This window comes from Ruegeria sp. HKCCA5463 (genome assembly GCF_013034175.1).
Taxonomy (GTDB): domain Bacteria; phylum Pseudomonadota; class Alphaproteobacteria; order Rhodobacterales; family Rhodobacteraceae; genus Ruegeria.
Genome location: NZ_WQFL01000001.1, coordinates 562923 through 584373, shown reverse-complemented (window position 1 = coordinate 584373; position 21451 = coordinate 562923). Strand labels below are relative to the sequence as shown.

Genomic DNA, 21451 nt, shown 5'->3' with positions numbered 1-21451 from the left:
CTACCTCGTACCGGCGGTTCGGGCGATATTTGTTACCGCATCTCCTGCGCCGGGGTGACGCCAAGAATACCCAAGCCCGCTGAAATCACAACAGAAACGGCCCGGGCCAGCGCAATTTTCGACTGACTTGTGACAACATCGCCATCCTGAATGAAACGCAGCTGGGTTTCGTCATTGCCCTTGTTCCACAAAGCGTGAAAATCCCCTGCAAGTTCATACAGATAGAAGGCGACACGGTGCGGTTCGTTGGTCCGCGCGGCGATCTCGACCAGACGTGGCCATTCCGCCAGCTTCTTGGCAACCGTCAGTTCGGCGGGGTGGTCCAGCGACGCCAGATCGGCCCCGCGTAACGTGTCGTCGGTGGCGTCGATCCCCGCCTCGGCGGCACGGCGCAGCACGCTCATCACCCGGGCATGGGCGTATTGCACGTAGAACACGGGGTTCTCGCGGCTCTGTTCCAGCACTTTGTCGAAATCGAAATCCAGCGGCGCGTCGTTCTTGCGGGTCAGCATCACGAAACGCGTCACATCCGGGCCAACCTGATCGACCACATCCCGCAGGGTGACAAAGTTCCCGGCCCGTTTCGACATCTTGAACGGCTCGCCATTTTTCCACAGTTTCACCAGCTGCGTCAGCTTGATATCCAGCGGCACCTTGCCATCGGACAGGGCCGACACGGCCGCCTTCATCCGCTTGACATAGCCGCCATGATCCGCCCCGAACACGTCGATCAGCGCGTCAAAGCCACGGCTCACCTTGTCATAATGATAGGCGATATCGGGGGCGAAATAGGTCCAGCTGCCGTCCGACTTCTTGACCGGGCGGTCGACGTCATCGCCATGTTCGGTGGATTTGAACAAGGTCTGTTCGCGCGGCTCCCAGTCTTCGGGCTTTTTGCCTTTTGGCGGCTCCAGCACGCCTTCATAGATCAGGCCCTTTTCAGTCAGCGATTGCAGCGCGGCCTCGATCCGGCCTGTGCCATAGAGCGATTTTTCCGAGAAGAACACATCCATCTCTACGCCCAGCGCCTTCAGGTCGGCGCGGATCAGGTCCATCATCGCGTCGGTCGAAAACTCGCGCAGCTCTTCCAGCCATTCGCTTTCCGGTTTGTCGATCAGGCTGTCGCCATATTTCTCTTTCAGCGCCTCGCCAATCGGGATCAGATAATCGCCGGGATACAGTCCTTCGGCAATCTCGGGGCTGAGGCCATTGGCCTCGCGATAGCGTTCATAGGCCGACCGCGCCAGCACATCCACCTGCGCGCCGCCGTCGTTGATATAGTATTCGCGGGTTACGTCATGGCCCGAATAGGCCAGCAGGCTTGCCAACGCATCCCCAAACACCGCGCCGCGTGTGTGCCCGACATGCAGCGGACCGGTCGGGTTGGCAGAAACATATTCAACATTGACCTTCTGCCCCTGCCCCATGGTCGAGCGCCCGAAATCGGTGCCTTTTTCCAGCACAGCCGCCAACACGCCTTGCCAGACGGACGGCGCAAGACGCAGGTTCAGGAAACCGGGCCCTGCCACTTCTGCGCTTGTGATCCGGTCATCCGCTGCCAGTTTCCCGGCCAGAACATCCGCAATGTCGCGCGGCTTCATCCTGGCAGGTTTCGCCAGCACCATCGCGGCGTTGGTTGCCATGTCCCCATGCGCCGCGTCGCGCGGAGGCTCGACCGCCACGTTGTCAAAGCCCAGCCCCTCGGGCAATGCGCCTTCGGACTGCATCTGCGCCAGCGCGTCCAGTACAAGGCCGCGGATCTCGGAAAACAGGTTCATTTCGGATGTCCTTTTGCTTGTCGCGGGGTTTACCACGCAATGCGGCAAGGTCAATGGACGCCTAATGTTTAAGCTTGGTTTGGCGAAACATCTCGCTAATCTCAGGCCTGTACACAGCTACCGGAGACCGTTGATGCACCGCACCTTGTCTTTTGCCTTGCTTTTGTCCGCCGCCCTGCCTGCGCTGGCCGACCTGCCACAGCCGCAAGGCCACGTGCTGCTGACGCTGGGCGGCGCGGTCAGCGAAACAAACCTGCCCGCGCGGGGTCAGAATGACGGCGGTCTGCTGGGCTATCTGGAGGTCACGCATGGCGGCGCGGCTGGGTTTGATGCTGCTATGCTGGACGGGCTGGAGCAGTTCGAGATCACTATCCCCTATGGTCCTCCGGGCAATGAGCGGGATTACAGGTTTTCAGGCCCGCTTTTGGCAGAGGTCATGACATTGGCAGGGGCCGAGGGGAAAACCGCTCTTCCCATGGCGCTGGATGGGTATCAGGCTGAAATCGAGTGGGACAGTATCGCCACGCACAAACCGATCGTTGCAACGCATGCTGATGGCGCACCGATGGGGATCGGAGGTTACGGCCCGACGATGATCGTGTTCCCACCAACGAAGAACGCCGAACAGTCCGCTAAACAAGCCGCTCAGCAAGTCTGGGCCATCGCTTACATAGCCGTGGAGTGATCAGCCCGTCAGCCGCGCATGGTCCTGCAAGGCAAATCGGTCGGTCATGCCCGCAATGTAATCGGAAACGATGCGGGCCAAGGCTGTGTCGTCCCTGGCAGCTTCAATGTCATCGTGCCAGCGCACAGGCATTTGCCTGGGATCGTTCATGTAGATCGGAAACAGATCTTCCACGATCTTTGCCACCTCTGCCCGCACTGACATCACCCTGGGTGCGCGATACATCCGTGTGAACAGAAACGACCTGATTTCACGCAGTTGCGCCCAAACTTCATCCGAGAACTGGATGACAGGATACCCAAGATGTCGGATTTCTTCGACGGACTGCGCGCCAGACACAGCAATGAGATCGTTCGAAGTGTTGATGACATCCGCCACCATGACCCCGAAAACCCGCCTGAGCGCTTCGTGACGCCGGCGATAGGAATCCAGCCCGGGGTATCTGGCATCCACCTCGGCGTAACAGACCCCGACAATCGGCAGGTCCTGCAAATCGTCGTCCGAGAACAACCCCGCGCGCAACCCGTCCAGAAGATCGTGATTGTTGTATGCTATGTCATCGGAAAGGGCCGCAACCTGGGCTTCCGCGCTGGCATGGGTGTGCAGTTCAAGATCGAAATCCTGATTGCACTCGGCCAATGCCCAGGGCAGATCGCCATCAACCGGCCCGTTGTGCTTGGCAATCCCTTCCAGGCATTCCCAAGTCAGGTTGCACCCGTCGAATTCCGCATAGTGGCGCTCCAGCTTTGTGACGATCCGAATGGCCTGTGCGTTGTGATCAAAACCACCAAAGGGCTTCATCAACGCGTGCAGCGCGTCCTCGCCGGTATGTCCAAAGGGCGTGTGCCCCAGATCATGCGCCAGGGCCACGGCTTCGGTCAGCTCTGGGTTCAGACTCAGGGCGCCGGCAATGGTCCGCGCCACCTGCGCCACCTCGATGGAATGGGTCAGGCGGGTGCGGTAGCTATCGCCCTCATGTTCAACGAACACTTGCGTCTTGTGCTTGAGGCGCCGAAAGGCACTGGCGTGAATGATCCTGTCCCGGTCGCGCTGAAAGCATGATCGGAAACTGCTTTCCTCCTCGGGCACATGCCGCCCCCTGGTGCGGTCCGGATCCGAGGCAAAACTAGCTCTGTCCAAATGGCCTGTCCTTGTCGCCTGTCCTTGCGCTTTCTATATTGTATGGCGTAACGGAAGGAAACCATTGGAGACCGGCATGAATCTGCCCCCAACAGTCACGGATCGCGCTTTCGAACGCCTTGCTGAAATCGGCGCGGCGGATCAGGGTCAGGCACTGCGCGTCGCAGTGGAAGGCGGCGGTTGCTCGGGTTTTCAATACGAAATCGCTTTGGACACGCCAAAAGAAGATGATCTGGTCCTTGAAGGTAAAGGGCAAAAAGTCATTGTTGACGCGATCTCGCTGCCCTTCCTGGAAAACGCGGTCATCGACTTCACCCAGGAACTGATCGGTGCGCGATTTGTGATCGACAACCCCAACGCCACCTCTTCCTGCGGTTGTGGCACATCTTTTTCGATGTAACCGTGGGGGCTTTGCCCCCACACCCCCAGGATATTTTCAGCCAGATGAAGCAGGGGTCCGCCCTCTGACCGTAAGACCAGAGGACTTCACCTGGCGCGGTCATCGGCGTCCCCGCCTGTACCGCCACCCCAATTTGAAGAAATTCAGTTAATATTCCGTTTCTTCATCTGGCCCAAAATATCCCGGAGCGCGGGGCAGAGCCTCGCAAATCCGATCTCCGCCTTGCCGTTGGACCCGTTCTGAGCGATAGGTTGCACCAAGTCTTCGGAGGATCGCGCATGAAAATCGCCACGTTCAACATCAATGGCATCAAGGCGCGGGTCGAAGCCCTGCCCCGTTGGCTGGATGAAGCGCAGCCGGACGTTGTGCTTTTGCAAGAGATCAAATCGGTCGACGAAAACTTCCCGCGCGAGATATTCGAAGAGCGTGGATTCAACGTGGAAACTCACGGGCAAAAAAGCTTCAACGGCGTTGCAATATTGTCCAAGCTTCCCCTCGAGGATGTATCCCGCGGCCTTCCCGGCGATGACGCGGATGAACAGGCCCGTTGGATAGAAGCCACCGTCGTTGGTAAAAAGGCTCTTCGGATCTGTGGATTGTACCTGCCCAATGGCAATCCCGCACCCGGCCCGAAATACGATTACAAACTGGCATGGATGAAACGGCTGTATGACCGTGCCCGTGATTTGCTGGCAACCGAAGAGCCTGCGTTGATGGCGGGGGATTACAACATCATCCCGCAGGCGGAGGACGCCAAACGCCCCGAAGCATGGCGCAAAGACGCATTGTTTCGCCCTGAAAGCCGCGCCGCATTTCGCAAGATCCTGAATCTGGGCTTCACCGAAGCGTTCCGGGCCACCACCCAAAGCGCGGGGCACTATTCATTCTGGGACTACCAGGCCGGGGCCTGGAACCGGAACGACGGAATTCGGATCGATCACTTTCTGCTGACCCCACAAGCGGCGGATCTAATGCGGGATTGCCAGATTGATGCAGCCGTGCGCGGGCATGAAAAACCTTCGGATCACGTGCCTGTCTGGGTCGATCTGGATATCTAGCGTTTCAGGCCGTGACGTCGTAGCTGTAGATCCATTCGTAACGGCGTGACAGTTTCCCTCCGATGGCCATAAGCGCACATTGGGCCGCCAGACGTGCGGGGCCTGACAGGTGGAAATTGCGTGCGTTCGACCCGGCAGCGGCAACCACGCTTTCTGCCCTTGGCCGGCGCATTTTCTCGTAGGCTGCAAGCGCGCTGGTGACACCCGAGTGTTCGTCGAATGATCGTGCAAGCGTCCAGGCATCTTCCAGCGCCAGGCAAGCGCCTTGCGCCATGAACGGCAAGGTCGGATGCGCCGCGTCCCCCAGCAATGCCAGACGACCGTTTTGCCACTTTTCTGCGACCGGGCGCAGGAACAGGGCCCACAGATTCACATCCGAAACCTTTGACAGAATCTCACCGACCGGACCGCCGAACCCTGAAAAACGTGCGCGCAGCTCGTCCGGGTCACCGTTCAGCTTCCATCCCTCTTCCCGCCAGTCCGAGCGTTCCTCGACCGCAACGATGTTCATCATGCTTTGATCGCGCAATGGATAGGTTACGACATGCCGACCCGGCCCCATGGACAGGGATGCCGTCACCACGTCTGAATCCGGTCGCCAGGGAATGGTGGCGCGCCAGGCGACCTGGTGCGTGAACTCGGGTGTCTCGGGCCCGTTCAGAGCCGGGCGAATCGTGCTTCGGCCACCGTCGGCGGCGATGACGCATTCGGCGCGCAGCCGCTCGCCGCTCGCCAACAGAATTTCGGCTTCGTTGGGGTGTTTTTGCACGTTGGAAACCTTGGCCCCCAGACGGACATCCACACCGGCCTTGCGGGCCGCAGAATGCAGCAGATTCAACAAATCGGCACGGTGAAAATAATAGGTCGGGCCAGCCGAAGGCCCGGGCAGCCGACTGACAACGCGCCCTTTGCGGTAATCGCGCAAGATCGTACCATACGATTTCTGGCCCGCAGACAGATCCGCCACCCCAAGCGCACGCAACACGCACATCCCATTTTCACTGATCTGAAGACCTGCGCCAACCTCGGTCAATGCCGGGGCTTGCTCCAGCAGGGTGACTTGCGCCCCGTGTTGCCGCAGCGCCAACGCAGCCGCCAGACCGCCGATGCCGCCGCCAATTACACAGAAATTCAACCGATTGATCTTCATGCCCCCCGCATAGCGCAAAAACGCCGGAGCCACAGGCCCCGGCGTTCGAAATTTTCCAGTTTCACCCGGCGATCAATCGTCGCGGTGGACCTTTTCGCGGCGCTCGTGGCGCTCTTGCGCCTCCAGCGTCATGGTCGCAATCGGACGTGCATCCAGACGTTTCAGCGAAATCGGATCGCCGGTCTTTTCGCAATACCCGTATTCACCTTCTTCGATCCTGCGTAGGGCTGCGTCGATTTTGGCAACCAGCTTGCGCTGACGATCACGTGTTCGCAGTTCCAGAGCGCGATCGGTCTCCTCGCTCGCGCGGTCTGCGACATCCGGAATGTTTCGGGTGTTGTCCTGCAGCCCTTCGATCGTATCGCGGCTGCCCGCCAAAAGCTCGTTCTTCCAATCCAACAGCTTGCGGCGGAAATATTCAAGCTGACGGTCATTCATGAAAGGTTCATCTTCGGCCGGGCGGTAATCCTCCGGCAGAAAAACTTCCTGTTTCATATTTGCTCCCTCGGTATGGCCAGAAACGTCGGTCGCGGATGTTTCACCTGACATTTGGCACCCCCTTCTGCGCAGCGTTTAGCCGACGGGCGTGGGATTGTCACTACACAAACGTTGCTTCAGCCCGCCCTCGTGCTGTTTTGTCTAAATATGAGACAAACAACAACAAAACCCTGTTTTTCTATGAAATTTAGCAGGCCTTTTTGAGGCAGGTGTCAATTGGCAGGGTATATTCGCGCACACGAATCAACCAAAAGGGCTTGGAGTTCCTGCAAAAATCGCCTCAACCGACGCAGGGACGCGGGTTGTCAAAAACGTTGACCGTCTGTAACCCGGACAACACAACCTGCCCACGGATCACGAAAAACCACACGAGAGGCCCATGACCGCACGCTTTCAAGGTACAGCCGAATATGTCGCCACTGACGATCTGACGATTGCCGTGAACGCCGCCGTCACACTTGAACGCCCATTGCTGGTCAAGGGCGAGCCCGGCACCGGCAAGACAGAGCTGGCCAAACAGGTGGCCGGCGCACTGGGGCTGAGGATGATTGAGTGGAATGTGAAATCCACCACCCGCGCGCAGCAGGGCCTGTATGAATATGACGCGGTCAGCCGCCTGCGGGACAGCCAGTTGGGTGAGGAACGCGTGCATGACGTGTCGAACTATATACGCAAGGGCAAGCTGTGGCAGGCCTTCGAGGCCGACGAAAAGGTCGTTCTGCTGATCGACGAGATCGACAAGGCGGATATCGAGTTTCCAAACGACCTTTTGCAGGAACTCGACAAGATGGAGTTCCATGTCTACGAGACAGGGGAAACGATCCGGGCCAAAAACCGCCCTATCGTCATCATCACCTCGAACAATGAAAAGGAATTGCCGGACGCGTTTCTGCGCCGCTGTTTCTTTCACTACATCCGCTTCCCGGACGAGGCCACGATGCGCCGCATCGTCGAGGTTCATCACCCCGGCATCAAGGATGCGCTGCTGACCACCGCCCTGACCCAGTTCTATGAAATCCGCGAGACGCAGGGGCTCAAGAAAAAGCCGTCAACATCGGAAGTGCTGGATTGGCTGAAGCTGCTGCTGGCCGAGGACCTGAGTGCCGAAGACCTCAAGCGCGGCGGCGCAGATGCGCTTCCGAAACTGCATGGCGCGCTGCTGAAGAATGAACAGGACGTGCATCTGTTCGAACGTCTGGCCTTTATGGCGCGCGGCAAACGATAGCCAGAGGGGGACCGGTCGGTGATCATGGCTTGCCTTGGGACGGCCCGGATGCCAGCATCGGCCCATCTGGCGAAACAGAGCTTCGCCGCCCACAGAATTGGATGAATCGCGTGGCGAACGCACTGACAATCCGCACCCTGCGTGCCGAGGACAAAAGCCAATGGGCCGACATGTGGCGGGACTATCTGGCATTTTATGAAACTGCCCTGCCCGATGATGTATACGAAACAACCTTTTCCAGACTGCTGGGCGACGACCCGCAGGATTTTTCCTGCTTCGTTGCCGAGCAGAATGGCGCCCTGGTCGGACTGACACATTATCTGTTTCATCGCCACGCTTGGAAGGTGGAAAAGGTCTGTTACCTGCAAGACCTGTTCGCGCGACCCGAGGCACGGGGGGCAGGCGTTGGCCGGGCCTTGATCCAGGCGGTCTATGATGAGGCAGATCGTCAGGGCGCGCCGTCGGTCTATTGGCTGACCCAGGAATTCAACCACACTGCGCGGAAACTGTATGATCGCATCGGCACACTGACACCGTTCATCAAGTACGCCCGCTCATGAAGCGATTGAGTGCCCTTTTTCTGGCACTGGTTGTTGCCGGCTGCGCGACGGTTGAAACGATCGAACTGCCCGATCAGGTCGCGCCCATCGAAGCAAGCCTGCCGCCTGAAAAGTCTTTTTCAACGGCGCGCCCTTCGCCGCCTGCTCGGTCCAACAAGAACATCGCCTCTGACTTCCTGTCCCTGCATTTCGAACTGGAAAGCGGCGCCGCCCTGCCCGTTTTCACGCGTTTTGAGACCCCGGTCACTGTCCGTCTGACCGGATCGCCGACCGCAAGCATGCAGCAGGATCTGACCCGGTTGCTAAACCGTCTGAAGCGCGAGGCCGGGATCAACATCCGACAGATCGACGAAGGACAGGCCAATATCACCATCGAAGCCGTCAGCCAGAAAGACATTCTGCGCATTCTGCCCAATGCGGCCTGTTTCGTCGTCCCCAACTCCTCGAGCCTTGAAGAATATCGCCGTGACCGCCGAAAAATCAAAAGCAGCTGGACTGAACTGCGCAAACGCGAACGGCTTGGGATTTTCATCCCATACGACGTCAGTCCGCAGGAAATACGTGATTGCCTGCATGAAGAACTGGCACAAGCGCTTGGTCCGCTGAACGATCTGTATCACCTGCCGGATTCGGTGTTCAACGACGACAATATCCATACGGTTCTGACCGGGTTTGACATGTTGATCCTGCGGGCTGCCTATGCGCCGGAACTGCGCACCGGCATGACCCGCGATCAGGTCGCCGCGGTCATCCCGGGGGTTCTCAGCCGGATGAACCCGCGCGGGGACAGGGTGCCCGTTCAACCCTTTACGGATACGCCGCGCGAATGGATTGACGCGATTCAGAAATCACTGGGACCGGGCGCAGGGTCGCCCAGACAGCTGCGCGCTGCCCGAAAGGCGGCGCGGATCGGTCAACAACAGGGATGGACGGATCACCGCCGCGCCTATCCTCATTACCTGATAGGCCGGATGGAACAATTCCGGGACCCCAACGAAGCTCAACGCCAGTTTCAGATTGCGCAGCAATTTCTGAAGGCCACGCCAGGCACAGAGGTGCATCAGGCCTATGTCACCACGCAAACCGCGGCATTTGCGCTGGCACAGGAAAAGGGACCCAGTGTGCTGCCCGAGCTGAACAGGGCCATCGATGTCATGACACGGGCTGAAAATGCGTCTTTGCTGGCCACGTTGTTGTTGCTGAAATCAGAAGCGCTGAAGCAGGCGGGGCAGATACAGCAGGCACGTGCCGTCAGGCTGGACAGCTTGGGATGGGCGCGGTACGGGTTTGGCTCGGATCTGGTGGCCCAGTCGTTGTCGCGGGGCAATGGCCGAAGAAACACGGATGGCACGAAAGACGGATGACGCACATATGTTGGTAGTTCTGGGAATGGCGGCACTGGGTGCGACCTTAGGCGCACTGGCCGCGAAAAAGCGCAGCGGCAATCGGGCCGACATGGCGCAATATGCCGCCGGATACGGCATTGCCTTTGCGCTGGTGGGTCTGGTGATCTCGTTGATTCTGGTGCGTTTGGTGGCCTGACACGATGTTCCTGCCCTTTTTCGAAAACCTTCGCAAAGCTGGCATCCCGGTATCGCTGCGGGAGTATCTGACTTTTCTGGAAGGCATGAAAAAGGGTCTGGCCACCTATGATGTCGAGGCGTTCTACTATCTCGCCCGCGTGTCGATGGTGAAGGACGAACGCAACATTGACAAGTTCGACCGCGCCTTTGCCGCCAGTTTCGAAGGGCTGTACGAGATCAGCTTTGACCAAGTTCTGGAAGCCGTTGACATCCCCGGCGACTGGTTGGCCAAAATGGCCGAAAAACACTTGTCAGACGAGGAAAAAGCCGAGATCGAGGCGCTTGGCGGTTTCGACAAGCTGATGGACACGCTGCGCGAGCGTCTCAAGGAACAACAAGGCCGCCATCAGGGCGGCAACAAGTGGATCGGCACGGCCGGGACCTCTCCTTTCGGGGCCTATGGCTACAACCCCGAAGGCGTGCGCATCGGCCAAAAGGAAAGCCGCCACCAGCGCGCGGTCAAGGTTTGGGACAAGCGCGAATTCAGGAACCTAGACGACACGGTTGAACTGGGCACGCGCAACATCAAGGTTGCCCTGAAACGCCTGCGCCGCTGGGCGCGCGAAGGTGCTGCGGAAGAACTGGATCTGGACGGCACCATTCGCGCCACGGCCGAACACGGCTATCTGGACGTCAAGACCCGCCCCGAACGTCACAACGCGGTCAAGGTCCTGCTGTTCCTGGATGTTGGCGGTTCAATGGACCCGCATATCAAAGTGGTGGAAGAGCTGTTTTCAGCCGCACGGTCCGAGTTCAAGCATCTGGAATATTATTATTTCCACAATTGCCTTTACGAAGGCGTCTGGCGTGACAATCGCCGCCGCTGGGACCAGCAGACGCCCACGCATGAAGTGTTGCGCACCTATGGGCCCGACTACAAATGCATCTTCGTCGGCGACGCCTCGATGAGCCCATATGAGATCGCCTATCCCGGCGGCGCCAACGAGCATTGGAACGCCGAGGCCGGGCAAGTCTGGCTGCATCGGGCGCGGGATCAATGGGCGTCGAACCTGTGGATCAATCCCGTGCCCGAGAAATATTGGGAATACACCCATTCCATCGGCATGATTCAGGAAATCTTCGAAGGCCACATGGTGCCGATGACCCTGGCAGGGCTGGAACAGGGAATGAAAGCGCTGACCCGTTGAGGTCAGCGCCAGAGTTTACCCGGCAATCACCTGAATCCCAAGAAACAGGATCGCTGCCAGCATTGCGGCTGCGGGAACAGTGATAACCCACGCGGCAACGATGGTCAGGAAATGCGACCGGCGAACCAGCTTGCGGCGGCGGCGTTCTTCCGGCGCGACGCGGGGGCGTTCGGGAAAGGCCAGCCTTGCGCGTTTCAGCCTCCGCTCGGCATCCCATTCCCGGAAGAACCCGACCCCGAAGACAGCGCCAACCGCGATATGGGTGGAACTGACAGGCAGGCCCAGCCAGCTTGCAACGATCACCGTGATCGCGGCCGACAGGGCGACGCAATAGGCCCGCATCGGGTTGAGCTTGGTGATCTGGCTGCCGACCATGCGGATCAGTTTCGGACCAAACAGGAACAGGCCGAACGATATCCCGAACGCACCGATGACCATGACCCAATGGGGAATGCTGACGGCATGAGTGAAATCGCCCGAGGCAGAAGCCTGCACAATCGCGGCCAACGGCCCCACCGCGTTGGCAACGTCATTTGCGCCATGCGCAAAGCTCAGCAGCGCTGCAGAGACGATCAGTGGAATTCCAAACAGAATCTTCAGCGATTTGTTGCGGTTCTCAAGCCCTTCGGACTGGCGGCGGATCACCGGGATCATCACTGCCCAGATCAGCCCTCCACACGCCGCACCGATCAGCAACGCCGTCCCGAGATCGATCTTGATGATTTTCTTGAGGCCCTTGAGCGCCAGATAAGATGCAAAGGCGCCCGCCATGATCCCGACCAGCATCGGCACCCATTTGCGGGCCGCGGCGATCTTGTCTTCCTGATAGATGATCCTGGCCTTGATGAACCACAGGAAACCGGCTGCGACCAAGCCTCCCAGAAGTGGCGAGATCACCCAACTGGCGGCGATTTTGCTCATGGTACCCCAGCTTACGGCGCCGAACCCAGCCGCGGCGATCCCTGCCCCCATGACGCCGCCCACAACCGAATGCGTGGTGGAAACCGGCGCGCCGACCCATGTGGCCAGATTGACCCAAAGCGCCGAGGACAGCAGCGCCGCCATCATCGCCCAAATGAAGACGTTGGCCGTTCCCATGCTTTCCGGCGCAATAATTCCCTTGGCGATGGTCGACACGACATCGCCCCCGGCAATGAGCGCCCCGGCGCTTTCAAAAATGGCGGCAATCGCGATGGCACCGCCCATGGTCAGCGCATTCGCCCCCACCGCAGGGGCCATGTTGTTGGCGACGTCATTGGCCCCGATATTCAGCGCCATATAGGCCCCGAACATCGCCGCGATCACGACGACAAGCGCGTTGTTGCCCTGCCCGAACAGAAAAGCGGCCACAAGGCCTGCGGTGACAATGAATGCCAGGGCAATCCCTGAGCCCACAAAGGGCCGTCCAGCCTGTGCGGTCGCCATTTCTAGGCGTGAAAAGCGCCGCAAATCCCGGTCGAGTGTTTCCAGGTGACGCGCTTCATAGTTCTTGTCGGTCATGGGTCCCCCATCGATAGCGCCCCGTCGGTTAAGTGGGATCGTTGAAATAATCAACAGCTCATATCGCAAGATCACAACTTATCGAAGGTTGTGCCTGTTTCGGCGCACGAGGAGGGTTTTGCCGATTTCGGCACACGAACATGCGGGTCCCGACGAACATCCCGCAGGTGTGACTTGCGCAATGCCCATGTTCGGACCATATCTTTGACATGCTTCGATTGACCCCGATCCTGCTGGCAATTGGCTACGCCATCGTGATGTACCGTATTTCGGTCTGGCGCACCCATCGTGAGCTGGACGCAAAATCGACCGAACTGGCCGACCCGGTGCTGAAACGGATGACGGACCGGCTGGCCGCAGCTTTGGAAATCGATCGGGTCCCCGTCTATATCTACGAGATCGACCCGGTGAACGGGCTGGCTGCTCCGGACGGTCGGATTTTCATCACGCGCGGGTTTTACCGAAAATTCCGCAACGGAGAGGTTTCGGCCGAGGAGATGGCCAGCGTGATCGCACATGAGTTGGGGCACGTTGCCTTGGGTCATGCAAAGCGACGGATGATTGATTTTTCAGGTCAAAACGCAATGCGGACGGCGCTGATCATGGTGCTGAACCGGTTTATTCCGTTCATCGGAGCGATGATTGCGAATGCCTTGACGTCATTGCTGGCCTCGCGCCTGTCACGACAGGATGAGTATGAGGCAGACGAATATGCCGCCGCCTTGCTGACCAAGGCCGGAATCGGGATCGGGCCGCAGAAATCCTTGTTTCACAAGCTGGAAGACCTGACGCAGCAACGGGCGGGCGTTGCCCCGGCATGGTTGATGAGCCACCCGAAAACGGGTGAGCGCATTGCGGCACTGGAGGCCCTTGAGCAGCGTTGGGCGCGTGGCTGAGGGTGCGCAGCGAGAGGCCAGCCTCTCGCGCTCTCCGGGATATTTTTAGCCAGATGAAGGGGCATCCAGCCTATTGGGTGAGCGCCTTGCCAAGGCGTGGAAGGCGGGCCTTTTTCATCAGCGCGCGCAAGGTCCATTGGTGGCCGGAGAGGCGGATGGCTTCACTCAAAACGCGATCGGCGGTGGTCGCCAGGCCGTCAGGATCCGATAGCCAGAGACCATGCAGCAAGCCGTCGGGATCTCGGCGGTCGAGCCCCTCCTCTGCCAGGATATTTCTGGGGAAATCCTTGGCGTTGACGGTGACGATGACGTCAGCCGAGGCCGTGATGGCCGTCGCCAGGACGTGGATATCGGCTGCGTCGGGCAGCCAGAGGCGCTGCTCCAACCCCGGGACCGGCGCGCGTTCGGCCTGCGGCCACTGCGCCTGCGCCAAGGCAATTTCGGCGCGGGCTTGCGCCTCGCCCGTCGGGCCCAGCTTGCGCGCGGCGCGGGCCCATTCTTCGAGGATGCGGGCAGACCAGATCGGAGTGAAATGGCCAAGGCGGGCCGCGCCCAGCAGCATCTCGCGCATCACCGTGGGATAGATGACGCAGGTGTCGAGAACGGCCTTCACAGGCGGTAGAACACTGCTTTGAGGTAGCCGCTTTCCGCCAGTTGCGGCAGTTGCGGGTGATCCGGACCCGCAAACCCGGTGTGGATCAGTTGCGCCTGACGCCCGGCGCGCCCGATCCCACGGGAGGACGCATCGCGGAACCGGCTCAGGTCAGCCGCGTGCGAACATGAACACAGCCCCAGATAACCACCGGGTTTGACCAGAGGCGCCGCCAGTCGTGCGATACGTTCATAGGCGCGCAGCCCCGCATCCAGCGCTTGTCTGGACGGTGCAAACGCGGGCGGATCGCAGATCACCACGTCAAATCGCGCGCCTTCTTCGCCCAATTGAGTCAGAACCTCGAACGCGTCGCCCTGTCGGGTCTGGAACTTTTCAGCAAGGCCCGACGCCTCGGCCCCTTGTTTCGCGAGGTCGAGCGCGGCGGCTGAGCCATCGACGGACAATGCCTGCCCCGCTCCACCTGCAAGCATCGCCAGACCGAAGCCGCCCACATGGCTGAACACGTCCAGCACCTGCGCATCGGGATGAACCAGGCGCGCGGCAAAGGCGTGGTTGGGGCGCTGGTCGTAAAACAGCCCGGTCTTCTGACCGCCTGTCAGATCCGCCATGTAGGTGGCGCCATTCATCGGCACAGGCAGGGGCGCATCGGGCGCGGATCCGCGCAATACTTGGTTGACGTCGTCCAACCCCTCCAGCCCGCGTGTACGGCCCGAGGCGTTCTTCAGCACCGTGGTCACGCCAGTGACTTTGACCAGAGCTTGGGTCAGCAGGCCCAGATGCGCCTCAGCCCAGGCCGCGTTGGGCTGAATGACGCAGGCCTCGCCAAAGCGGTCGATGATGACGCCGGGGAAGCCGTCCGCTTCGGCATGGATCAGGCGATAATACGGGGCGTCAAACAGGCTTTCTCGCAGATCGAGGGCGCGCTGCAAACGGTTCTCGAACCATGTCGCGTCAAGCTGCGCATCGATGTCACGGTCCAGCACCCGGCACATGATGTTGGACGCGGGGTTGACCGCGACCAGCGCGACGGGCGCCCGTTTGTCATCTTCGAGCACGGCCAGAGCGCCCGCCGGAATTTTTCGGGTACGGCGGTCGGTGACGATGTCATTGGCGTAGACCCAGGGGAAACCATGGCGCAGGCCGCGCGCATTGGCTTTGGGTTTCAGGCGGATACGGGGACGGTCGGCAGATTGGGTCATGGCGCCCTCATAGTCCTGAACGCGCCGGTGGGAAAGCCCTAGCGGTTACGGGATCGCCAACCGCCGCGGCGTTTTGGGGCCTTTGCCGTCTGAAGGCCTTCCGTCAGAACCTGTGTCATCGGATGATCGGGGTTCTGCTCGGCATAGCCCGCGTGCAGCTCGGCCAGCGCCGTGTTCTGGTCGCGATCCGCAGGAAGGCTCAGCGCCCAGTCCAAAAAGATGCTGCGGCACTCTGGCAGGGTGATGCCGTCGATTCGATAGGCTTCGCGGATCAGACCTTTGTGGTCGTTGGGATCACTGCTGCGCGCCATCTTCTTCCCCCTTTATCACGCCGCCGATCAGATCGGCCGCGGTCGTGTAACATTCCTGCAATGCCGCCTGCAACGCCTCGACCTGTTCGAACCCGGTGGCGCGGCACAAAAATGCAGTACCGCCTTCGCCGATCTTGTCGGCTTCGATTGTCTTGCCCGACAGCAACCGCGCGGCGCATTGCACCGACCAGAATAGGTCATAGCAGTCTTTCAGAGATTGCGCCTGCGCGACATCCAGCAACCCGGCTGCGACGGCACCATCCAGACCCGACGCGACATCGCGCTGCGCGGACCCTACCAGCAAAGCACCGGTTTCGGCCATCAATTCGATATCCATCAGCCGGCCGGGGCCGTTCTTGGCGTCCCAGATGCCGGCGGGCGCCTTGGCCGCGGCCAGGCGTGACCGCATCTCGGCCACTTCGCGCAGAACATTCCCCTGCTCTCGCGGGTGCGACAGAAACTCGGTGCGGAAGGCTTCGATTTCCTCGGCCAGTCCGGCATCCCCGGCAACAACATGCGCGCGGGTCAGGGCCAGATGCTCCCACACCCAGGCTTCGTTCCGCTGGTAATTGACAAAGCTGGCCCAACTGGTCGCGACCGGCCCCTGATTGCCCGAGGGACGCAATCGCATATCGACCTCATACAAGCGTCCTTGCGACATCGGCGCGGACAATGCCGTGATCAGGGCCTGCGTGAACCGCGCATAATACGTGCGCGTGGCCAGAGGGCGCGGACCGTCAGACATGTCCTGATCCAGAGGATCGTAGATGACGATCATGTCCAGATCGGATTGCGAGTTGATCCGGCCTGCCCCCAGCGACCCCATCCCAAGCACGGCAGCGCCGCGCCCTGGTGCAGGGCCGTGTTTGCGGGCGAAATTTTCGGTGACATGCGGCAGGATCGCCGCGATAACCGACTGCGCAAGCTCGGCATATTGCCGACCTGCCTTTTTTCCGTCAATCAGGCCGCGAAGGTGATGCACGCCGACCCGGAAGTGCCATTCCTTGCACCAGCGCCGGGCAAGATCAAGCTGGGTTTCATAATCCGTTTCTTCCGACAAAGCCTGCGTCAATTCCGCTTGCAACGCCTTTTGCCCGGGCCAATCCGCAAAGAAACTGCCCCCGATCACCGCATCAAACACCGACGCGTTGCGGGACAGGTGCGAAGCCAGAGCATGCGAGGTTCCGACGATATCGATCAGCAAGTCGATCAGTTGCGGATTCGCCTCGAACAGCGAAAACAGCTGCACCCCGGCGGGCAGGCCCGCCAGGAACCCGTCCAAGGCCATCAATGCTTCGTCGGGCTTGGCGGTTTTGGCCAGACGTGACAGCAACTCGGGGCGCAGACGTTCGAAAATCCGCGCGCCGCGCTGGGACCTGAGGGCCGGATATGTCGTCCATCGGGCCAGAACGTTCTTGTCGAACTCCACATCCTGTACATGGGCGGGCGCCGCACCAGGTCCGGGGGCAAAGAACCCTTCGGTCAGCTCATGCACTTCGGTCAGGCGGTTTTTCAGGTCCTGCGTCAACTCGGCACTGCTGATCCCCATCAGGCAGGCGACGCGTTCGATCCCGTCGGGTGAGTTCGGCACCTTGTGGGTCTGCGCATCATGAATCATCTGGATGCGATGTTCGACTTCGCGGTGCGCGCGGTAATGATCGGTCAGCTTGTCCGCCACATCCTGTGGCACCCAGCCTTTTGCCGCCAGCGCCGCCAGCCCGGGAACCGTGCCTCGTACCCGCAGGTCAGCGTCCCGCCCGCCCGCGATCAATTGGCGGGTTTGCGTGAAAAACTCGATCTCGCGGATACCGCCCTGCCCCAGTTTCATGTCGTGACCGGGGATCGACAAAGACCCGCCCGTCCCTTTGTTTTCCCGGATGCGCAGGCGCATGTCATGGGCATCCTGAATGGCAGCAAAGTCCAGATGGCGGCGCCAGACAAAGGGGCGCAAGCCGTCAAGGAAACGCTGCCCCGCATCCAGATCCCCGGCGCAGGGCCGCGCCTTGATGTAAGCCGCGCGCTCCCACGTACGACCGAGGCTTTCGTAATACCGCTCGGCGGCCTCCATCGCCATGCAAACCGGTGTCACGGCCGGGTCGGGGCGCAGCCTCAGATCCGTTCGGAACACATAGCCATCCGCCGTCTTCTCGCTCAACGTCGCACAGAAGTTGCGCGTGGCCCGAACCATGCCCTGCCGGGCCTCGTAAAAGTCATCGGGGTCAAAGCGCGTCTCATCAAACAGGACGATCAGATCGATATCCGAGCTGTAGTTCAGCTCATGCGCGCCCATCTTGCCCATCGCCAGTATGACCAGGCCGGCTGCGGTTTCGACATCATCCTCGGTCATGCCCGGCAGCTTCTTGCGCCGGATCAGTGTCGCGATCTCGGCCTTGGCGGCAACATCCGCGGCCAGCGAACCGAAATCGGTCAGGGCCGCCGTGACCTTCTCCAATGGCCATGCACCTGCAATATCGGCCAACGCCGTAAGCAGAGCCATTCGCCGCTTGGCCTGCCGCAATCCGGGTTTCAACTGATCCGGCGGCAGATCACGCGCAGCAGCCATGACGTCAGCCAATGCCTGATCTGGGTGCATCAGGGCCTCGGGCAGCCAGCCCTTCTCTTGTTCGATCAGACTTTTTAGATAGGGGCTGGAACCGGCGGTGCCCGCCACCAATTCCGCCATCTCGGCCGGCAAATCAGGCATCAGGGCCCGCGCTTCGGCCCCCAGGGATGGATCGAAAGCGCGCGGAAGTCTTGAAATGGCTAAAACGTCTGTCATGGGCGCAAACTGCGCATCGCGGCGCGTGATCGTCAATGGGGCATTCTGATCAGGTGTTCTGAACCGGCGTGTCCTGACTGAAACTGTTGACCCAAACGTCGTTTCTGCGTTCCCACAAAGAAGAAATCAGCATCGCCTCGCGCGTTGTCGCACCCGGGCGCAGGTAATCGGCCTTGTAGGACAGCAAGACGATATCCGGTGTCAGAACACGCAATCTCTCGTCGCTCAGTTCGAACTCGGCCATCGTCGGAGCATCTGCAAATTGGCCGACATGATCGTCACGATTGGCAAATCCTGTCGGATAGACCCCAAGAAAATCCGCGCTCAGCAATGCCCGGTCCGCGCTTGCGTTGCCCTCGACCAGCGCCATCCAGACCTGCTTTTCCAAATTCAGAATTTCATTCAGCGCAGGTGCCGTTTTGTGTTCTGTCATATCCATTTCCGCAACCTGCGGCTGATGGCGCTCACCGTCAACCGAATTGCTGAATGTAAATCTTTTTTACATTGAGCCCTTGCAACCCTCGTCCACGACCCCATCTAAGCAATGTGAAAAGAGTTTACATCAACCCTGGAGAGCTCAAATGACCGCATTGTCCGACCCCGCCGTCCCCGCGAATCCGGGATGGCTTTACCGAATCGAGGCCTGGCTGGATGACAAAGGCAAAGGGGCCTGGATCGCCGCCATGGTCCTTGGTTTCATCTTTTTCTGGCCGGTTGGCCTGGCCCTTCTGGCTTACATGATCTGGAGCAAACGCATGTTCAGCAAATCCTGCAGCCGCCGCAAATCCTGGCACAGCCACATGAGCGCAATGAAACCATCCGGCAACAGCGCATTTGACGCTTACAAGGCAGATACACTGGCCCGCCTTGAACGCGAACAGCAGGACTTCGAGGCATTCCTGCGCCGCCTGCGCGAGGCCAAGGACAAGGCCGAATTCGACGAGTTCATGGACGAACGCGCTCGCGAGAACCATGAAGACGACGGAAATGCCAAGCCCGCCTAATTGACCTTGCCCTGTCCCGGCATTCCGGGACAGGGTACCCTGAACCATTTTTTCGGACCTGACGAATGAACCACCTGCCTGACCCGGATACCCAACCAGAATTCTACAACTCGGTGACAAGCAAACGCTTTGTCGCGTGGTTGTTTGATATCGCCTTCATCTCGCTGCTCTGCACGGTGGCGATCCTGTTGAGCGCAGGCCTCGGTCTGTTTTTCCTGGCAGTGATCTATGCCGTGATCAGCTTTGTCTATCGCGTAGTAACCATCACCAACGGCTCGGCTACACTGGGCATGCGGTTCATGGGAATCGAATTGCGCGACGCATTCGGAGAACGAATGGATATGGGCAAGGCCATCGCCCACACTGCCGGCTATTTCGTCAGCATGGCGTTTGCGGTGATCCAGATCATCTCGGTGATCATGATGTTGACCAGCGCCCGCGGCCAGGGTCTGACCGACAGTTTTCTGGGCACGGTCATGATCAATCGACGGGCCTGACACGCGGTTGCGCGAAACACTTGGCGGCCTCGGGAACGGTTGCTATCATCCCTCCCGAGGCTATCTGGGAACTTCATGCGACACACGCTGCCAATTGCGCCACAATTCTATGTCACGGCCCCGCAACCCTGCCCCTATCTCGATGGCAGGATGGAGCGTAAGCTGTTCACCGCGCTCCAAGGCGAAGGTGCGGAACAGTTGAACAATTCCCTGTCGCAGCAGGGGTTTCGCCGGTCGCAGAATGTACTCTACCGCCCTTCCTGCACAGATTGCGCGGCCTGCCTGTCCGCCCGGATCGACGTTTCGGCGTTCCGCCCGACAAAAAGCCAGAAACGCGCGGTGAAACGCAACGGATTTCTGCAACGCCGCGCCACATCGCCCTGGGCCACGGACGAGCAGTATGAGCTGTTCCGCCGCTATCTTGACACCCGGCACGCCGATGGCGGCATGGCCGACATGGACGTGTTCGAATTTGCGGCAATGATCGAGGAAACCCCGATTCGAAGCCGGGTGGTGGAATATGCAGATCCTGAGACCGGCGACCTGATCGCTGTCAGCCTGACCGATGTGCTCGATGATGGGCTGAGCATGGTCTACTCTTTCTACGATCCGAAGCAGCCTCAGAATTCTCTGGGCACCTATATGATCCTGGACCATATCGAGATCGCGCGCGAAGCTGGCCTGCCCTATATCTACTTGGGCTATTGGGTCCCCGGCAGCCCCAAGATGGGCTACAAGGCAAAATTCTCTGGGCTTGAGGCCTATGTTCAGGGCGAATGGCAAAAGATCACAGATCCAAATACCTTCTGCTCTTCCTCACGGCACCCCCTGTCCACCGCTCCGATTGCCGAGCAAGTGGCCAATATCCAGCTTCCCGACCGCCACCCCACCAAGGGCTGACCATCCGATGAAACAGAACCTGCACGCCGTCACCCTCGTGGTGCCGGATTACGATGACGCACTTGCGTTTTATACGGAAAGACTTGGCTTCCAGCTCTTGAAGGACATCGATCTCGGGGGCGGAAAACGCTGGGTCCTGATCACACCGCCGGGTTCAAGCGGCGGCGGCCTTCTTTTGGCCAAAGCCGACGGGCCCGAACAACGCGCCGCCATCGGCAACCAGACCGGCGGCCGTGTGGGCTTTTTCCTTCAAACCGATGATTTCCAACGCGACTACACACAGATGCGTGCCAACGGGGTCCATTTCGAAGAAACTCCCCGCTTCGAATCCTATGGCACAGTCGCCGTCTGGCGCGATCCTTATGGCAACCGCTGGGATCTGATCCAATTCACCTGATCCGCTTTTTCATCTGGCCCCAAATATCCCGGGGATGAATTGGCCGCAGGGCAAGAAGGGGCTGGCCCCTTCCCTGCAACAAACAAGAAAAAGAGGGCCGACAGGCCCCCTTTTGCATTTTGATGATCCG

General features: G+C 59.8%; 23 protein-coding genes. 13 read left to right on the top strand and 10 right to left on the bottom strand.

What is annotated here, in order from left to right:
• Nucleotides 1–32 precede the first annotated feature (32 nt).
• Entirely contained in the window at nucleotides 33–1778 is a 1746-nt protein-coding gene (gene argS / locus GOW09_RS02895) for an arginine--tRNA ligase (protein WP_171115503.1), read from the bottom strand.
• A 133-nt stretch (nucleotides 1779–1911) separates the two neighbouring features.
• On the opposite strand from argS, the gene GOW09_RS02890 reads away from it, so the two are divergent.
• A complete protein-coding gene (locus GOW09_RS02890) occupies nucleotides 1912–2463 on the top strand; it encodes a hypothetical protein (RefSeq protein ID WP_171115501.1) in 552 nt (183 codons plus the stop codon).
• Here GOW09_RS02890 and GOW09_RS02885 read toward each other — a convergent pair whose 3' ends face one another.
• Nucleotides 2464–3603: a deoxyguanosinetriphosphate triphosphohydrolase gene (locus tag GOW09_RS02885; protein WP_171115499.1), complete on the bottom strand. Its 1140-nt coding sequence runs from the start codon at nucleotides 3601–3603 to the stop codon at nucleotides 2464–2466.
• Nucleotides 3604–3679: 76 nt separating this feature from the next.
• Here GOW09_RS02885 and GOW09_RS02880 point away from each other — a divergent pair, with 76 nt between their 5' ends.
• Together GOW09_RS02880 and xth are read left to right on the top strand one after the other, a co-directional pair.
• Complete coding sequence (locus tag GOW09_RS02880) at nucleotides 3680–4003, top strand: iron-sulfur cluster assembly accessory protein (protein WP_152458245.1); 324 nt, start codon at nucleotides 3680–3682, stop codon at nucleotides 4001–4003.
• Nucleotides 4004–4281: 278 nt separating this feature from the next.
• Nucleotides 4282–5061: an exodeoxyribonuclease III gene (xth, locus tag GOW09_RS02875; protein WP_171115497.1), complete on the top strand. Its 780-nt coding sequence runs from the start codon at nucleotides 4282–4284 to the stop codon at nucleotides 5059–5061.
• Between the two features lie 4 nt (nucleotides 5062–5065).
• Here the strand turns inward: xth and GOW09_RS02870 are convergent, their stop codons facing one another.
• On the bottom strand, nucleotides 5066–6244 hold the full coding sequence (locus GOW09_RS02870; RefSeq protein ID WP_371808016.1) for an FAD-dependent monooxygenase: 1179 nt from the start codon (nucleotides 6242–6244) through the stop codon (nucleotides 5066–5068).
• Between the two features lie 39 nt (nucleotides 6245–6283).
• Nucleotides 6284–6706 (bottom strand): RNA polymerase-binding protein DksA, encoded by a 423-nt coding sequence (gene dksA, locus GOW09_RS02865; protein WP_170344000.1) that lies wholly within the window; start codon nucleotides 6704–6706, stop codon nucleotides 6284–6286.
• A gap of 382 nt (nucleotides 6707–7088) precedes the next feature.
• Between dksA and GOW09_RS02860 the strand changes: the two genes are divergently transcribed.
• The 5 genes from GOW09_RS02860 to GOW09_RS02840 all read left to right on the top strand — a co-directional run bounded on the left by GOW09_RS02860 (nucleotide 7089) and on the right by GOW09_RS02840 (nucleotide 11225).
• Nucleotides 7089–7934: a MoxR family ATPase gene (locus tag GOW09_RS02860; protein WP_152458249.1), complete on the top strand. Its 846-nt coding sequence runs from the start codon at nucleotides 7089–7091 to the stop codon at nucleotides 7932–7934.
• A 170-nt stretch (nucleotides 7935–8104) separates the two neighbouring features.
• A complete protein-coding gene (locus GOW09_RS02855) occupies nucleotides 8105–8494 on the top strand; it encodes an N-acetyltransferase family protein (RefSeq protein WP_371808022.1) in 390 nt (129 codons plus the stop codon).
• On the top strand, nucleotides 8491–9858 hold the full coding sequence (locus GOW09_RS02850) for a DUF2927 domain-containing protein (RefSeq protein ID WP_171115493.1): 1368 nt from the start codon (nucleotides 8491–8493) through the stop codon (nucleotides 9856–9858). The genes GOW09_RS02855 and GOW09_RS02850 overlap by 4 nt, the downstream gene beginning before the upstream one ends.
• On the top strand, nucleotides 9839–10036 hold the full coding sequence (locus GOW09_RS02845) for a hypothetical protein (RefSeq protein ID WP_171114672.1): 198 nt from the start codon (nucleotides 9839–9841) through the stop codon (nucleotides 10034–10036). Before GOW09_RS02850 ends, GOW09_RS02845 begins: the two co-directional genes overlap by 20 nt.
• Nucleotides 10037–10040: 4 nt before the next feature.
• Nucleotides 10041–11225: a VWA domain-containing protein gene (locus tag GOW09_RS02840; protein ID WP_171115491.1), complete on the top strand. Its 1185-nt coding sequence runs from the start codon at nucleotides 10041–10043 to the stop codon at nucleotides 11223–11225.
• 15 nt (nucleotides 11226–11240) lie between these two features.
• Here GOW09_RS02840 and GOW09_RS02835 read toward each other — a convergent pair whose 3' ends face one another.
• Entirely contained in the window at nucleotides 11241–12725 is a 1485-nt protein-coding gene (locus GOW09_RS02835) for an inorganic phosphate transporter (RefSeq protein WP_171115489.1), read from the bottom strand.
• Between the two features lie 209 nt (nucleotides 12726–12934).
• Between GOW09_RS02835 and GOW09_RS02830 the strand changes: the two genes are divergently transcribed.
• Nucleotides 12935–13621 (top strand): M48 family metallopeptidase, encoded by a 687-nt coding sequence (locus GOW09_RS02830; RefSeq protein ID WP_152458255.1) that lies wholly within the window; start codon nucleotides 12935–12937, stop codon nucleotides 13619–13621.
• A 70-nt stretch (nucleotides 13622–13691) separates the two neighbouring features.
• Here GOW09_RS02830 and GOW09_RS02825 read toward each other — a convergent pair whose 3' ends face one another.
• The 5 genes from GOW09_RS02825 to GOW09_RS02805 are packed head-to-tail and all read right to left on the bottom strand — an operon-like array spanning nucleotide 13692 to nucleotide 18956.
• The gene (locus GOW09_RS02825) at nucleotides 13692–14234 is read right to left on the bottom strand and encodes an RSP_2648 family PIN domain-containing protein (RefSeq protein ID WP_171115487.1); all 543 of its coding nucleotides are present in this window, start codon (nucleotides 14232–14234) and stop codon (nucleotides 13692–13694) included.
• Nucleotides 14231–15433 (bottom strand): RSP_2647 family RNA methyltransferase, encoded by a 1203-nt coding sequence (locus GOW09_RS02820; RefSeq protein WP_171115485.1) that lies wholly within the window; start codon nucleotides 15431–15433, stop codon nucleotides 14231–14233. The genes GOW09_RS02825 and GOW09_RS02820 overlap by 4 nt, the downstream gene beginning before the upstream one ends.
• A 38-nt stretch (nucleotides 15434–15471) precedes the next feature.
• Nucleotides 15472–15744 carry a hypothetical protein gene (locus GOW09_RS02815; protein ID WP_152458258.1) on the bottom strand — a complete coding sequence of 91 codons (273 nt, stop codon included), beginning with the start codon at nucleotides 15742–15744 and terminating at the stop codon, nucleotides 15472–15474.
• Nucleotides 15728–18523, bottom strand: a complete 2796-nt coding sequence (locus tag GOW09_RS02810) for a glutamine-synthetase adenylyltransferase (RefSeq protein ID WP_171115484.1) — start codon at nucleotides 18521–18523, stop codon at nucleotides 15728–15730. The genes GOW09_RS02815 and GOW09_RS02810 overlap by 17 nt, the downstream gene beginning before the upstream one ends.
• 49 nt (nucleotides 18524–18572) lie before the next feature.
• Nucleotides 18573–18956 carry a nuclear transport factor 2 family protein gene (locus GOW09_RS02805; RefSeq protein WP_253284162.1) on the bottom strand — a complete coding sequence of 128 codons (384 nt, stop codon included), beginning with the start codon at nucleotides 18954–18956 and terminating at the stop codon, nucleotides 18573–18575.
• Nucleotides 18957–19104: 148 nt separating this feature from the next.
• Here GOW09_RS02805 and GOW09_RS02800 point away from each other — a divergent pair, with 148 nt between their 5' ends.
• The 4 genes from GOW09_RS02800 to GOW09_RS02785 all read left to right on the top strand — a co-directional run bounded on the left by GOW09_RS02800 (nucleotide 19105) and on the right by GOW09_RS02785 (nucleotide 21321).
• A complete protein-coding gene (locus GOW09_RS02800; protein WP_171115479.1) occupies nucleotides 19105–19527 on the top strand; it encodes a DUF2852 domain-containing protein in 423 nt (140 codons plus the stop codon).
• Between the two features lie 65 nt (nucleotides 19528–19592).
• Nucleotides 19593–20024 carry an RDD family protein gene (locus GOW09_RS02795; protein WP_171115477.1) on the top strand — a complete coding sequence of 144 codons (432 nt, stop codon included), beginning with the start codon at nucleotides 19593–19595 and terminating at the stop codon, nucleotides 20022–20024.
• Between the two features lie 75 nt (nucleotides 20025–20099).
• Nucleotides 20100–20924: an arginyltransferase gene (locus tag GOW09_RS02790; RefSeq protein WP_171115475.1), complete on the top strand. Its 825-nt coding sequence runs from the start codon at nucleotides 20100–20102 to the stop codon at nucleotides 20922–20924.
• Between the two features lie 7 nt (nucleotides 20925–20931).
• Nucleotides 20932–21321: a VOC family protein gene (locus GOW09_RS02785; protein WP_171115473.1), complete on the top strand. Its 390-nt coding sequence runs from the start codon at nucleotides 20932–20934 to the stop codon at nucleotides 21319–21321.
• Nucleotides 21322–21451: the final 130 nt, after the last annotated feature.

Coding starts and splice junctions, on each gene's coding strand:
- GOW09_RS02860 (WP_152458249.1), top strand. CDS start 7,089: ATGACCGCACGCTTTCAAGGTACAGCCGAATATGTCGCCACTGACGAT.
- GOW09_RS02845 (WP_171114672.1), top strand. CDS start 9,839: ATGGCACGAAAGACGGATGACGCACATATGTTGGTAGTTCTGGGAATG.
- GOW09_RS02840 (WP_171115491.1), top strand. CDS start 10,041: ATGTTCCTGCCCTTTTTCGAAAACCTTCGCAAAGCTGGCATCCCGGTA.
- GOW09_RS02855 (WP_371808022.1), top strand. CDS start 8,105: ATGTGGCGGGACTATCTGGCATTTTATGAAACTGCCCTGCCCGATGAT.
- GOW09_RS02790 (WP_171115475.1), top strand. CDS start 20,100: ATGCGACACACGCTGCCAATTGCGCCACAATTCTATGTCACGGCCCCG.
- dksA (WP_170344000.1), bottom strand. CDS start 6,706: ATGAAACAGGAAGTTTTTCTGCCGGAGGATTACCGCCCGGCCGAAGAT.
- GOW09_RS02890 (WP_171115501.1), top strand. CDS start 1,912: ATGCACCGCACCTTGTCTTTTGCCTTGCTTTTGTCCGCCGCCCTGCCT.
- GOW09_RS02850 (WP_171115493.1), top strand. CDS start 8,491: ATGAAGCGATTGAGTGCCCTTTTTCTGGCACTGGTTGTTGCCGGCTGC.
- GOW09_RS02835 (WP_171115489.1), bottom strand. CDS start 12,725: ATGACCGACAAGAACTATGAAGCGCGTCACCTGGAAACACTCGACCGG.
- GOW09_RS02785 (WP_171115473.1), top strand. CDS start 20,932: ATGAAACAGAACCTGCACGCCGTCACCCTCGTGGTGCCGGATTACGAT.
- argS (WP_171115503.1), bottom strand. CDS start 1,778: ATGAACCTGTTTTCCGAGATCCGCGGCCTTGTACTGGACGCGCTGGCG.
- GOW09_RS02830 (WP_152458255.1), top strand. CDS start 12,935: ATGCTTCGATTGACCCCGATCCTGCTGGCAATTGGCTACGCCATCGTG.
- GOW09_RS02805 (WP_253284162.1), bottom strand. CDS start 18,956: ATGACAGAACACAAAACGGCACCTGCGCTGAATGAAATTCTGAATTTG.
- GOW09_RS02800 (WP_171115479.1), top strand. CDS start 19,105: ATGACCGCATTGTCCGACCCCGCCGTCCCCGCGAATCCGGGATGGCTT.
- xth (WP_171115497.1), top strand. CDS start 4,282: ATGAAAATCGCCACGTTCAACATCAATGGCATCAAGGCGCGGGTCGAA.
- GOW09_RS02880 (WP_152458245.1), top strand. CDS start 3,680: ATGAATCTGCCCCCAACAGTCACGGATCGCGCTTTCGAACGCCTTGCT.
- GOW09_RS02820 (WP_171115485.1), bottom strand. CDS start 15,433: ATGACCCAATCTGCCGACCGTCCCCGTATCCGCCTGAAACCCAAAGCC.
- GOW09_RS02810 (WP_171115484.1), bottom strand. CDS start 18,523: ATGACAGACGTTTTAGCCATTTCAAGACTTCCGCGCGCTTTCGATCCA.
- GOW09_RS02815 (WP_152458258.1), bottom strand. CDS start 15,744: ATGGCGCGCAGCAGTGATCCCAACGACCACAAAGGTCTGATCCGCGAA.
- GOW09_RS02795 (WP_171115477.1), top strand. CDS start 19,593: ATGAACCACCTGCCTGACCCGGATACCCAACCAGAATTCTACAACTCG.